Source organism: Rhizobium terrae (genome assembly GCF_003425685.1).
Taxonomy (GTDB): Bacteria; Pseudomonadota; Alphaproteobacteria; order Rhizobiales; family Rhizobiaceae; genus Neorhizobium; species Neorhizobium terrae.
Map to the genome: position 1 here is coordinate 220963 of NZ_QJKM01000002.1, position 12496 is coordinate 233458.

Below are 12496 nucleotides of genomic sequence, written 5' to 3' on the forward strand. Positions count from 1 at the left end.
GTATTTCGTCGCCATGTCGCATAACACCTTCGGTCACCTTTTCCGCGTCACCACCTGGGGCGAAAGCCATGGCCCGGCGCTCGGCTGCGTCGTGGACGGCTGCCCGCCCGGCATCCGTTTCACGCAGGCCGAGATCCAGGCTTGGATGGACAAGCGCAAGCCCGGCCAGTCCCGTTTCGTGACGCAGCGGCGCGAAGACGACATCGTCAAGGTCCTCTCCGGCGTGATGATGGACGAGGACGGCGAGACGATGATCGCCACCGGCACGCCGATTTCCATGCTGATCGAAAATACCGACCAGCGCTCAAAGGACTACGGCGAGATCGCCCGCCGCTATCGCCCCGGCCATGCCGACTATACCTATGATGTGAAATACGGCATCCGCGACTATCGCGGCGGCGGCCGGTCCTCGGCCCGCGAGACGGCGGCTCGCGTCGCCGCCGGCGCGCTGGCCCGCAAGGCCGTGCCGGGCCTCAACGTCCGCGCTGCGCTGATCCAGATCGGCAGGCACAGAATAAACCGCGCCAACTGGGATTGGAGTCAGATCGACCAGAACCCCTTTTTCTGCCCGGATGCGGCGATGGTGCCGGTCTGGGAGGAATATCTGGACGGCATCCGCAAGGCTGGCTCCTCGATCGGCGCCGTGGTGGAAGTGGTAGCAGAGGGTGTGCCCGCCGGCCTGGGCGCACCGATCTACGGCAAGCTCGACCAGGACATTGCCGGGCTGCTGATGTCGATCAACGCCGTGAAAGGCGTCGAGATCGGCGACGGCTTTGCCTCAGCCGAGCTCTCCGGTGAAGAGAACGCCGACGAGATGCGCATGGGCAATGACGGCAAGCCGATCTTCCTCTCCAACCATGCGGGCGGCATTCTGGGCGGCATTTCGACCGGCGAAGCGGTGATCGCCCGCTTCGCGATCAAGCCGACCTCCTCCATCCTTACCGAGCGGCGCTCCATCGATGCCGACGGCAACAATGTCGAGGTACGCACCAAGGGCCGCCACGACCCCTGTGTCGGGATCCGCGCCGTGCCGATCGGCGAGGCGATGGTTGCCTGCGCCGTTGCCGATCACTATCTCCGCCACCGAGCACAGACGGGACGCTCCCTCTAGGAAAATCATCCATGGCCTATGACCAGAAGCGCGTCGTCGACGCCATTCGTGCCTTCGAAGCCGGCGAGATCGTCGTCGTTACCGATGACGACGACCGCGAGAACGAGGGCGACCTGATCGTCGCCGCGGTGCATTGCACGCCGGACAAGATGGCCTTCATCGTGCGCCATACATCCGGCATCGTCTGCGCGCCGATGCCGCGCGAAGAGGCCAAGCGCCTGAACCTCAACGCCATGGTGGCGGAAAACGACAGCGCGCATACGACCGCCTTCACCGTCACCGTCGACTTCAGACACGGCACGACAACCGGCATCTCGGCCGAAGACCGAACACTGACCGTGCGCAATCTCGCCAATCCGAATGCCGGGCCGGCCGATTTCGTCCGTCCCGGCCATATCTTTCCGTTGATCGCCCGCGAAGGCGGCGTACTGATGCGCTCCGGCCATACGGAAGCGGCCGTCGACCTCTGCAAGCTCGCAGGCCTTCCCCCGGTTGGCGTGATCTGCGAACTGGTCAACGACGACGGAACGGTGACGCGCGGCCAGCAGGTGGCGGATTTCGCCGAGAAGCATGGGCTGAAGCAGGTTTCCGTCGCCGATCTCATCGCTTACCGCCAGCGCAAGGAGACGCTGATCGAGCTGCAATCCAGCTTCGATATCGACACCGTGCATGGCAAGGCGAAGGCGCATGCCTATTCGTTGCCCTGGGACCCGATGCAGCACGTGGCGGTGATCTTCGGCGATATCCGCGACGGCGTCGATATTCCGGTCCGCCTGCATCTCGAAAATGTCACGCGCGACGTTTTCGGCTCCTACCGTCCGATCGACAAATACATGACGAAGATTGCGGAAGAGGGTCGCGGCGTGGTCATCTATCTCCGCGAAGGCTCGGTCGGCGTCGGCCAAAAGGACCACGGCCGCAAGCTTCGCCAAGACCAGGAAGTACATGCGGAAGCCAAGGCGCGTGAAAGCGAATGGCTGGAAATCGGCCTTGGCGCGCAGATCCTGAAAGACCTCGGCGTCAGCTCGATCAAGCTTCTCACCCGCAGCGAACGCCATTACGTCGGCCTTGAAGGGTTCGGCATCAAGATCGCCGAGACGGTGATCTGCTGATCGCCCGACACGAGAAGCTCAGCGGCCCGCCGCCAAAATCGCCTCGATGAAACGATGCGCCTTCAGCGCGTCGTCGCCGGTGACGCGGAGGGGCGTGCCGTCCTGGATCGCGTCGATGAAATTGGCGATCAAAGCCCGGTGCATCTCGTGGCCGAAGGCCATGGGATTGGCCCCTGCCCCGCTGCCGGATTTTTCACCGCCTGCCGTCACCGTCGTGCCGTCCATGAAGGCTGCTTCCAGCCTGTCACCGGTGAAGACAGCCGTGCCCTTGGTGCCGATCAACTCTATCCGTTCCGGCAGGCCGGGATAGGCGCAGGTCGTTGCGTTCAGGGTGCCGATCGCACCGTTCTCGAAGGAGAAGACGGCGGTGACGAGATCTTCCGTTTCCATCATGTGGATCGGCGTGGTGCGGACGAAGGAGGAGACATCCTTCGGAGTGCCGGCATAACTCAGCAGCAGGTCGATCGTGTGGATGCCCTGGGTGAGCAGCACGCCGCCGCCGTCTCGTGCACGGGTGCCGCGGCCCTCGACATCGTAATAGCTCTGCGGCCGCCAGTTGCGGATTGCGGCCGAGGCCTCGACCAAATCGCCCAGCCGTCGGGATTTGACGATTTCATCGAGCTTGAGAGCTGCCGTGCGGAACCGGTTCTGCAGCACCATGCCGAGCAGCACGCCGGCATCCCGCGCCGTCTTGACGATCGCTTCAGAGCGTTCGAAGGAGATGTCGAGCGGCTTTTCGAGCAGGATATGTTTCCCGGCAGCAGCGGCGCGCCGGACGAGTTCCAGATGGCTGCTCGGCGGGGTGAGGATCAATATGGCTTCGATCGCCGTGTCGGCGAAGATCGCATCGAGATCGCCTGAGGTCGGAATAGTGGGATATTGGCCGGCGAGGGCTTCCCGGCGGACGGAGGTCTGGCTGTAGGCGGCCACGCATTCGATGCGGTCCGACAGGTCGAGCAGTGAGCGGACATGGTGCCCCGCAGCCATGCCGAGCCCGATCATCGCCACTTTTAATTTTGCCATGGTCTCCTCCCTATCCGCCGTTGGTTTCAGCCCAGCACTTCCAGCGTACGCATGATGCCGCGCAGTTCCGCCAGGCCCTTCAATCGGCCGATGCAGGAATAGCCGGGGTTCACTTGTCTGCCAATATCGTCGACGATGGCGTGGCTATGGTCGGGGCGCATCGGGATCTGCCAGTCGGCCCGACCTTCCGCTTTGCGGCGCTTCTCTTCCGCCGTCAGCGCCATCACCACCCGCACCATGTCGGTATCGCCGTCCAGATGCTCGGCTTCATGGAACGAGCCGTTACCTTCCCTGGTGACGTTGCGCAGATGGGCGAAATGAATATCGGAGGCGAATTCCTTCGCCATGGCGACGAGGTCGTTTTCCGGGTTTGCGCCATAGGAGCCGGTGCAGAGCGTGATGCCGTTCGATGGCGACTTCACCGCCGCAAGCAGCGCGCGGGCATCGGATGCCTTGCAGACGACGCGCGGCAGGCCGAAGAGCGGAAACGGCGGATCGTCCGGGTGGATCGCCATCCTGACACCCGCCTCTTCGGCGACGGGGATAATTTCCTTCAGGAACGTGAATAGATTCTCGCGAAAACCGGTTTCCGAGAGTTCCTTGTAGATGTCCAGCATGCGGTTGAGGCTCTGGCGGTCGTAGACGAATTCGCGGGCCGGCACCCATTCGATCAGATTGCGTTCCAGCCGAGCGAGATCGCTTTCGCTTGCCGTCCTCAACCAGGCTTGAGCCTTCGCAACGCGCTCAGCCGGGTGGTCCTGTTCCGCGCCGGGGCGCTTCAGGACGAACATGTCATAGGCGCAGAATTCGATGATATCGAAACGCAGGGCGGTACCGCCATGCGGCATCCGGTATTCGAGATCGGTGCGCGTCCAGTCGGTGATCGCCATGAAATTGTAGCAGACGGTCTTGATACCGGCCTTGGCGACTGATCGAATCGAGGCCTTGTAGTTCTCGATCAGCTCGCGATAGCGGCCGGTGCGGGTCTTGATGTCCTCGTGGACGATGATGCTTTCCACCACCGACCAGGTGAGTCCGGCCTCCTCGATGATCGCCTTGCGCTTCAAAATCTCGTCGTCGGGCCAGATGCGGCCGTCGTTGAGGTGATGCAGCGCGCTGACGATCCCGGTGGCACCCGCCTGCTTCACATGCGAAAGCTTCACCGTGTCGTCCGGTCCGAACCAGCGCCAGGTCTGTTCCATTGTCCGATTGCCTTTTTAGAGACGTACGCCCGTGGTGGCGTCGAAGAGGTGGCTGTTGGACGGCGAGAGCGTCAGGTTGAGCACTTCGCCGGTCTTGATGAAGAGCCGTTCGCGCAATTGAGCGGACACTTTCTGCCCACCGATCGTACCCTGCACGAAGGTTTCCGAGCCGGTCGGCTCGATATTGGCAACCACCATCGGGATGCCTTCGCCGCCGCCCGTTGCGATCGTCAGGTGTTCGGGGCGGATGCCGTAGCTGATGGCCGTGCCGGGAGCAACGGAGGTTTCGGAGCCGAATGGCAAGCGGATACCGCTTTCGGTCACGGCTGAGCGGCGGTCCGCCTCGATCCTGGTGGAGAGGAAATTCATCGAAGGCGAGCCGATGAAGCTCGCGACGAACGTGTTGACCGGCCTGTCGTAGAGATCGAGCGGCGCACCGACCTGTTCGACGATGCCGTCGCGCATCACCACGATCCGGTCGGCCATGGTCATGGCCTCGATCTGGTCATGAGTGACATAGACGGTCGTCGTCCGGATGCGGGCGTGGATGTCCTTGAGTTCGGCGCGCATCTGCACGCGCAGCTTGGCATCGAGGTTGGACAACGGTTCGTCGAAGAGAAAGACCTTCGGGTTACGGACAATGGCGCGGCCCATGGCGACACGCTGGCGCTGGCCGCCGGAGAGCTGTTTCGGGTAGCGCTGGAGATAATCAGTGAGGCCGAGGATGCGGGCGGCATCGGCGACCCGAGATGCGATCTCCTCCCTGGATTTTTTGGCGAGCCGGAGCGAAAAACCCATATTCTCGGCGATCGTCATGTGCGGGTAGAGCGCATAGTTCTGGAAGACCATGGCGATGTCACGGTTCTTGGGCTCGACATCGTTGATGACGCGGCCATCGATGCGGATCGTGCCGCCGGTGATTTCCTCCAGCCCGGCGATCATCCTGAGCAGTGTGGACTTGCCGCAGCCGGACGGGCCGACCAGCACGACGAATGCGCCGTCCGGCACGTCGACCGAAACGCCCTTGATGGTTTCGACGTCGCCATAGGCCTTGCGGACGTTCTGGATTTCAACGGCAGCCATGGATTGATCCTGAGATTGATGGAGTTTCAGACATCAGCCGGTCTGCGGCGCGGATGGCTGCGAGCAGGCTGAGGCCGGTGTGGTAACCGGGGTCGAGATCGGGCGTGGCCGGCACGAAATCGACCGGCCTGTCTTTCGTCCTGGTCTGATAGACGATCGGCGGCGTGCCGCGCCAGTAGGATTCGAAGAAGGCCGCATGCGCCGATTTCCAGACGCGCAGGCTCTCGGCGCTGCCGGTGCGATGATGAGCGAGTGCAGCGGAACGGATCGTCTCCGGCAGCGACCACCACGGGCAGTAAGGACTTTGCGCCTCGCCGGTGGACATCGAAACCGTCAAAGCGATGCCGGGGCCGACGAACCCCTTGTCGAAGGAGGAAACGAGGATGTGTTCCAGCGTCTCGATCAGCGCCGGAGCGGCATTCTCGTCGAGATAGTCCAGCGCGAATCCGACGAACTCGATGCCGTGGCCGATGTTGCAGCTATCGTCGCCCGGCACATTGCGCAGCAGGCCGCTTGGACCATCGTAATGCCGGTCGATGACGTGGGCGATGAAGCGGTCGGCGAAGGGGAGATGCGCCGTGTGCCCGAAACGCTTCAGCATGCCGGCGGCGCCGAGCAGGATCATGCGGGGGCTGAAATCGTCGGCCTGCATGGCTAAGCTGTCGAGCGAGAGCGGGCGGCGTTCGTCCATCTGGAAGCGACCAGCCTCGATCGATGCGATGATGCGGTCGAAATAGGCGAGATGATCGGCGAGAGCCGGCAGACTGTAGCGGCTTGCGGCGGCGACCAGGCCCTTGGCGACGAAGGCATCCGAATAGGAATAGATCAGCGCCGGTCTCTCTTGGGTATGGACCACGCCCTCGGTATCCGTATAGACAGCGTTCATGCCGCGATCGTAGCAGAAATAGGCGTGGCCATCCGGCTTCTGCAGCGCGGCCAGCAGATCGTAGAGGCGGCAGGCGACGGCATCCAGCTTTTCGGCGAGCGGCGGCAGTTCTTTCTCAAAGAACTCCGCATGGCAGACGAGGGATTCGAGACCCCTGCCCTGGATCCAGCCATAGGTATAATCCGGGCCGCGGACGCCATCCTCGGCACCGTAGTCCTTCAGCGTCAAGCTGTTCTGCTTGGTGTTCAGGAACCCGCCGCCAAGCACCGGCCGCTGCAGCATCCAGTAAAGGGTGCCGGCATTGGCGGCGGCATAGATGGCGCGGGCTTCCGTGACAAACTTCATCGCCTCACTCCTTGAGGCCGGTGCTGGCGACGCCCTGCACGAAGTTGCGGCGCAGCAGCACGAAGAGCAAGATAGAGGGGATGAGCACGGTGGCGGAGGCGGCACTCAAGCGGCCGAGATCGACCGTGAAGCCGGTCTGGAAGAGCGCCAGCCCCACCTCAATCGTATAGCTGGACCGGGTCGTCGCGACGATCATCGGCCAGGCGAAGGCGGTCCAGGCCTGGAAGAAGGCCAGCACGGCGAGCGCGCCCAGCGCGCCGCGCAACAGCGGTAGGACGATGTGCAGGAAGATCCAGAACTCGCCGGCGCCGTCGATGCGGGCCGCTTCCAGCAATTCGTCCGGGATCGAGTGGATGACGTTCTGGCGGATCAGGAAAATGCCGAAGCTCATCACCAGATAGCCGAGCAGCAGGCCCCAGACAGAATTCAGGATGCCGAGGCTTTTGGCCTGGAAATAGAGCGGGATCATATAGACTTCGAACGGCACGATGGCGGTTGCGAGGAACAGAGCAAAGATGACGTTCATCGTCCGGAAGCGGAATTTACCGAAAATGTAGCCGGCAATCGCCGACGTGGCGACGATCGCGACCGTCGAGAGAACCGCAAAGGCAAGGCTGTTGCCGATCCAGCGCAAGAGCGGCGTCTCGCCGAGCACTGCGGAGAAATTGGCGATCGTCGGGTCGCGCGGGATGATGGTCGGCGGCCAGGCGAGCATTTCCGCCGGCGTCTTGAAGGCATTCGCCACCAGGAAGACCAGCGGCAGGAGCATCAGGATCGAAACGATCACCAGGAAGATGTCGATCGCAAGGTTCGTCAGCCGCTTCCTGCGGCGCAGGCGCACGCCTTCGGCCAGTTCTTCGGCGCTCGGTTCGATATGGGCGGTCTTTTTGTTCATGGCCGCTTCGATGGTCATGCCTTACCCCTTTCCCGCAGCATCGAGAACTGGATGAGCGTCAGCACCAGCACAATGACCAGCAGCACCACGGCTTCCGACGCGGCGTAACCGACGCGGTAATTGCGGAAGCTGTTTTCCAGCATGTCCAGGACCAGCACCCGCACCTGCCGTCCGGGCGCGCCTTGCGCATCGGAGGCCAGTACGAAGGCCTGGGCATAGACGTTGAAGCCGGAGACCAGCGTCACGACCGAGACATAGAGGGTGATCGGCTTCAGCATCGGGATGGAGAGATGCCAAAAGCTTTGCGGCCCGGAGGCGCCGTCGAGCTTGGCCGCTTCATAGAGCGAGACCGGCAGGTTCTTGAAACCGACGATATAGATCAGCACCGCATAACCCAGCGCCTGCCAGGAGCAGAGGATAATGATGCAAATAACCGACAGGACCGGGTCGAAAAGCCAATTCTGCATGGGGAGGCCGAAAAAATCCAGGAGCGCATTGAGCGGCCCGAGCCGGGCGTCGAAAATCCATTTCCAGGCCATGGCGGCCGGCACCAGCGAAACGACATGCGGAATGAAGACGGCGGTCTCGTAGAAGCCGGCCATCTTCGAACGGGTGCGGTGGAAGATCAGCGCGGCGATGACGAGAGCCATCGGGATCGTCAGGATCAGCACGCCGAAAGCGATGATCGTGGTATTGACCAGCGCCGAGATGAACAGGTGGTCGCCCATCAGCTCGCGGAAATTCGCAAGTCCCACGAAAGGCTTGTTCTTTGACAAAATATTCCACTGGTAAAGACTGAGCCTCAGCGTGTCGGCGATCGGATAAAGCCGCACATAGGCGAAGATCGCCAGCGTCGGCAGGATCGCAAGGATCGCAAAAATGAACCTTTTGCGCTTCAGCATTCGGATGGCCTGTAGATCATGTGAGTTCAAGGCAGGCGGGTTCGTCCGCGATGCGCATCGGACCCTATTCCTCGGAAAGTACCCGGGACCAAGATGCCCCGGGCGATCGATATTGGCGAGAGCGGCCGGTGATTATTTGGCCAGCAGGTTTTCGCGCGCGAGGATGGTGTTCACTTCATCGCTGGTCTTCTTGAGGAAGGCGTCGATCTTGGCATCGTCGCTCGCCATCGAGGCGTCGGCAAACGCGACGACCAGTTGGGCCGCGACGCGGGTCAGGATTTCCTCGATCGGGCCGATCGACGGCAGCGTGAAGAACTCGTAGCCCTTCGGGTAATCGACGAAGGCGGCGAAAGCCGGCTGCTTGGAGGTGACGCTCGAATAGTCGATGCCCGAACGGTTCGGCAGCCAGCCGACATTCTGCAGCAGCCAGACGAGATTTTCCGGCGCGTTGGCGGCCTTGGCGAATTCCCAGCCGATCTTCGCATCGTCCTCGTCGCCGACGACATAGAGATTGGTCGGCAGCGCGATCGAGCCCTTCGGCAGGGGAGCAGTCGCGTATTTCAGGTCCGGCGCCTTTTTGGCGATATCGCCGATGACCCAGGATTCGCGAATGAACATGGCCGTCTGGCCGCGCTCGAAGGCGTCGGCATCGGCCGGCATTTCCGGCGTCACGGTCTTGGTGGTGAAGATGTTGGCGAGGTACTGTTTCAGCGCCTTGCGGCCGGCCTCGTTGGCGAAGTTGGTTTTCCACTTGCCATCGCCGGCCGGAATCAGGATCGCGCCGCCGAACTGATGCATGTTGATCCAGAATTTTTCGGCAATGCCTTGTCCGCCGCCGGAAAGACGCATGCTCCAGCCGGAGACGGTCGCCTTGCCCGAAGCATCCCGTTTGGTCAGCTTTTCGGCATAGGTGGAATATTCTTCCATGGTCTTCGGCGGGCCGGCAAGGCCGGCAGCCTTGAACATGTCGGTATTGTAATAGAGGGCACCCTGCCCGCGGAACAGCGGTACGCCATGGACCGTACCGTCGTAACTTGCGGTATCACTGAAGAACTTGTCGAAATTCTTGGCGTCCTTGACGAAAGCCGACACATCGTCCGGGGCTTCCGGCAGAAGATCGTTTTCGAGGTAGCGGGTCGCGGTCGAGCCGGAAAGTTCGATGACGGTGACACCGTCCTGGCCGCCGCCGGTCAGCCCGAGCGCAACACGCTTTTCATGTTCGCGGAGCGCAATCGCCTCGACCTTCACTTCGAGCTTCGGATGGGCGGCCTTCATGCCCTGGGCGACATGTTCGTAGAACGGCGCCATCTCCGGATAGCCGCTCCAGACGGTCAGCGTCTCGGCAGACGCCGAAGCCATGCCGCAGATAAGCGAGCCCGCGAAAGCTGCACTCATCAGCAGCGCGCGGGTGGAAAGCCTGACTGTCACTGATGCGTTTTTCATATCCCTGTTCCCTTGTTGTTGTTGACAAAAAGCTCTCATGCAACCGGTTGCGTGTCAAGCATCGGATGGTTTTCGGCGATGGTGCGGATCACGTCGTCTTTCTCCTCAATCGCCGGTCGCAAGCTCTAAGGCGCACGCAGCAAGCGCTTCCGCCGAACCCGGCGCGAATGTCATCGATAGCCCGTAATAGCGATGCGCCTCGTCCACCTCGTAACCGCCGAACTGGAACTCGCTGGCCGGCGGGATATAGCCGGGATTGTCGTCGGCAAAACCGATGACGAAGGCCGGCTTTGCCGGGCCGAGCGCGGCGCGGATCGAAAGCGCCGTCGCGGCGAAGATTTCTCCGGGCAATGCTACGAGGGGCACACCGCCCCATTTGATCACCGTGACACGGGCGGCGAGTGGTTCGGGCGTGATCGGCGCAATGGCCTTCGCCCAGTCGATCCAGTAGCCGAGCAGACTTTTGCGGGCAGGTTCGGCGGCCAACGCCTCTTCCCGCCAGCGTTTCTTGAGAGTTTCCGGGGCTTCCGCCTCGCGGCGTCCGAAGCCGAGCATGACGGTGCCGTCGCGTGCGGTCACCCGGTCGGAAATCGGAGCCTCGCCGGCGGCAAGCGCGGCTTCAGCAACTTTGCGGCCGATGCGCTCCGCCGTCTCATAGGTGCGATCTGGATTGGCGGACAGCGTGATCGAAGCATGGGCTGAATGACCGGTATTCGCGTCACCGGCGCAGCCGGTTATGAACAGCGCGACGCTACCGGGATAGGCTTCTTCCAAAGCCTGACGGACGAAATGCGGATAATCGGCCGTCCAGAGCAGGTTATCGGCCGCCAGCACGACAGGATGGCAGGCATAGGCGGTGACGACGGCGATCATCTTGCCGTCGTCACCGCGAATACGCAGCAGCGGCAGGCAAGCGTCCACCTGTCCGCCGGAATGGCGCCTGTTTCGCGCTATCCCCGGATCGCTGCCTTGCCCCACCGTGATATTTGCCGGCCGGCGCGTCGCGGCCGCCTTGTCGATCGCCGTTACGCAGGCATCTTCCAGCCGTTCCAGATAGGCCGGGTCGGCAGCGAGGCTCAACCTGCCCGCCATCGAAACGGGACCGCCGTGATTGTGAAGGGCGGTTACCACGACGTTCTCCGCCGGCAGCACGCAGCGCCTGCGGATGCTGGCGCTCATTGCGGCATCGATGCCGATCACATCCGCCACGACAACGGCCGTGTCACCAATCACCACGGCCCGCGCCGTCAATGGGTCATGCGTGCCTTTGGCCGGAAGGCTGCGGGCTGCGAAACCCGACATGGAAAGACCCGGCGTGGGCGTGATATCGACGATGGCTGCCCCGGCTTCGATCATCGGCAGTACGCCTTTTCTCCATGCACCCAGGCTTCGCCGACCCGGATTGCCCGATCGCCCTGCGACCATTCGAAACGGATGAGATCAGCGCGCGCGCCCACTTCCAGCCGCCCGCGCCCGCCGACGAAGCGGCCGGGATTTCGTGTCGCGAGCAAAAGGGCATCGGCAAGCGGAATGCCGGCCATCTCGGCAGCGATCGCCACATTGGCGGAAAGCGGCAGGCTGGCGCCTGCGAGATAAAGCGTGCCGGCAACGCTGATCCGGCCTTCCGCCGAGACCTCGACCCGGCCACCGACCGGCTGGTCGTAAATACCGGGCGGCATGCCGGCGAGTGCGACGGTATCCGAGACGAGAATCGCCCGCTCCAAACCTTTGGCGCGCAGCATGGCCTTGAACGTATCGGCGGGCAGGTGCCAACCGTCGACAATGAAGCTCGCCGTGAGCCGATCATCGGCTAGCTGCGCCCAGATGACATTCGGATGGCGCGGCAGCAAGGTGGCGGCACCGTTGCCGAGATGGGTGGAGAGTCTCGCACCCGCCTCGGCCGCCGCATGGATCTCATCCGAAGTCGCCGCCGTATGGCCGAGCGCTACGAGAATACCCTGTGCGCTGAGCGCTCGGATATAATCCAGGCTGCCCTCATGCTCGGGCGCCAGCGTCACCATCGTGACGAGGCTGCCGGATGCCTGCTGCCATCGCTCGAACTCGGCCATTGATGGTGGGCGGACAAATGCCAGCGGATGGGCGCCGCGCGAACCATCCCTGTCGGAGATCGACGGGCCTTCCACATGCACCCCCGGCACCATTTCGGCGATCAGCCGGTGGCCGGCACGGCTCCTGGCGATCGCTTCCAGCGCCTGGAGGATCGAAGCTTCAGAGGCGGTGATGATGGTCGGCAGCCAAGTGGTCACGCCGACGCTCAAAAGCTCCTCGCAAAGCGAGAGCATGATGGCCGGCGTCACCTCGCCGGCATTCAGGTCAAACCCCTGATAGCCGTTGACCTGCAGGTCGATCAGTCCGGCCGAAAGATAATGCGGTCCGGTATTTTCCGCCGGCCGGATGGCGGCAATCGTTCCGTCGGCGATCTCGATCGCGATACCTTTGCCGGTGCGGGGATCGATGCCGTCGACGACCATGG

The 12496-nt window shown here is 62.7% G+C and carries 11 protein-coding genes; 2 read left to right on the forward strand and 9 right to left on the reverse strand.

The window, feature by feature from the left end:
• Positions 1 to 13 precede the first annotated feature (13 nt).
• Both aroC and ribB read left to right on the forward strand, forming a co-directional pair.
• Positions 14 to 1111: a chorismate synthase gene (gene aroC / locus DMO26_RS04050; protein WP_117190743.1), complete on the forward strand. Its 1098-nt coding sequence runs from the start codon at positions 14 to 16 to the stop codon at positions 1109 to 1111.
• Between the two features lie 11 nt (positions 1112 to 1122).
• Positions 1123 to 2223, forward strand: coding sequence for a 3,4-dihydroxy-2-butanone-4-phosphate synthase (ribB, locus tag DMO26_RS04055; protein ID WP_117190744.1), 1101 nt, complete (start codon positions 1123 to 1125; stop codon positions 2221 to 2223).
• Positions 2224 to 2241: 18 nt separating this feature from the next.
• Here the strand turns inward: ribB and DMO26_RS04060 are convergent, their stop codons facing one another.
• The 9 genes from DMO26_RS04060 to DMO26_RS04100 all read right to left on the reverse strand — a co-directional run bounded on the left by DMO26_RS04060 (position 2242) and on the right by DMO26_RS04100 (position 12494).
• Complete coding sequence (locus DMO26_RS04060; RefSeq protein WP_117190745.1) at positions 2242 to 3246, reverse strand: Gfo/Idh/MocA family protein; 1005 nt, start codon at positions 3244 to 3246, stop codon at positions 2242 to 2244.
• Positions 3247 to 3272: 26 nt separating this feature from the next.
• Positions 3273 to 4448 carry a mannonate dehydratase gene (gene uxuA / locus DMO26_RS04065; protein ID WP_117190746.1) on the reverse strand — a complete coding sequence of 392 codons (1176 nt, stop codon included), beginning with the start codon at positions 4446 to 4448 and terminating at the stop codon, positions 3273 to 3275.
• 15 nt (positions 4449 to 4463) lie between these two features.
• Complete coding sequence (locus tag DMO26_RS04070; RefSeq protein ID WP_117190747.1) at positions 4464 to 5531, reverse strand: ABC transporter ATP-binding protein; 1068 nt, start codon at positions 5529 to 5531, stop codon at positions 4464 to 4466.
• On the reverse strand, positions 5518 to 6762 hold the full coding sequence (locus DMO26_RS04075) for an AGE family epimerase/isomerase (RefSeq protein ID WP_117190748.1): 1245 nt from the start codon (positions 6760 to 6762) through the stop codon (positions 5518 to 5520). The genes DMO26_RS04070 and DMO26_RS04075 overlap by 14 nt, the downstream gene beginning before the upstream one ends.
• Before the next feature lie 4 nt (positions 6763 to 6766).
• A complete protein-coding gene (locus tag DMO26_RS04080; RefSeq protein ID WP_226951187.1) occupies positions 6767 to 7675 on the reverse strand; it encodes a carbohydrate ABC transporter permease in 909 nt (302 codons plus the stop codon).
• Complete coding sequence (locus tag DMO26_RS04085) at positions 7672 to 8559, reverse strand: carbohydrate ABC transporter permease (protein WP_117190749.1); 888 nt, start codon at positions 8557 to 8559, stop codon at positions 7672 to 7674. The genes DMO26_RS04080 and DMO26_RS04085 overlap by 4 nt, the downstream gene beginning before the upstream one ends.
• 132 nt (positions 8560 to 8691) lie before the next feature.
• The gene (locus tag DMO26_RS04090; protein WP_117190750.1) at positions 8692 to 10002 is read right to left on the reverse strand and encodes an ABC transporter substrate-binding protein; all 1311 of its coding nucleotides are present in this window, start codon (positions 10000 to 10002) and stop codon (positions 8692 to 8694) included.
• Positions 10003 to 10107: 105 nt separating this feature from the next.
• A complete protein-coding gene (locus DMO26_RS04095; RefSeq protein ID WP_117190751.1) occupies positions 10108 to 11358 on the reverse strand; it encodes a neutral/alkaline non-lysosomal ceramidase N-terminal domain-containing protein in 1251 nt (416 codons plus the stop codon).
• On the reverse strand, positions 11355 to 12494 hold the full coding sequence (locus DMO26_RS04100; protein WP_117190752.1) for an N-acetylglucosamine-6-phosphate deacetylase: 1140 nt from the start codon (positions 12492 to 12494) through the stop codon (positions 11355 to 11357). The genes DMO26_RS04095 and DMO26_RS04100 overlap by 4 nt, the downstream gene beginning before the upstream one ends.
• Positions 12495 to 12496 lie beyond the last annotated feature (2 nt).

Bases quoted from the DNA above. Each gene is read 5' to 3' on its own strand.
- uxuA (WP_117190746.1), bottom strand. From the start codon at position 4,448: ATGGAACAGACCTGGCGCTGGTTCGGACCGGACGACACGGTGAAGCTT.
- DMO26_RS04090 (WP_117190750.1), bottom strand. From the start codon at position 10,002: ATGAAAAACGCATCAGTGACAGTCAGGCTTTCCACCCGCGCGCTGCTG.
- DMO26_RS04095 (WP_117190751.1), bottom strand. From the start codon at position 11,358: ATGATCGAAGCCGGGGCAGCCATCGTCGATATCACGCCCACGCCGGGT.
- DMO26_RS04060 (WP_117190745.1), bottom strand. From the start codon at position 3,246: ATGGCAAAATTAAAAGTGGCGATGATCGGGCTCGGCATGGCTGCGGGG.
- DMO26_RS04080 (WP_226951187.1), bottom strand. From the start codon at position 7,675: ATGACCATCGAAGCGGCCATGAACAAAAAGACCGCCCATATCGAACCG.
- DMO26_RS04085 (WP_117190749.1), bottom strand. From the start codon at position 8,559: ATGCTGAAGCGCAAAAGGTTCATTTTTGCGATCCTTGCGATCCTGCCG.
- DMO26_RS04075 (WP_117190748.1), bottom strand. From the start codon at position 6,762: ATGAAGTTTGTCACGGAAGCCCGCGCCATCTATGCCGCCGCCAATGCC.
- DMO26_RS04100 (WP_117190752.1), bottom strand. From the start codon at position 12,494: ATGGTCGTCGACGGCATCGATCCCCGCACCGGCAAAGGTATCGCGATC.
- ribB (WP_117190744.1), top strand. From the start codon at position 1,123: ATGGCCTATGACCAGAAGCGCGTCGTCGACGCCATTCGTGCCTTCGAA.
- DMO26_RS04070 (WP_117190747.1), bottom strand. From the start codon at position 5,531: ATGGCTGCCGTTGAAATCCAGAACGTCCGCAAGGCCTATGGCGACGTC.
- aroC (WP_117190743.1), top strand. From the start codon at position 14: ATGTCGCATAACACCTTCGGTCACCTTTTCCGCGTCACCACCTGGGGC.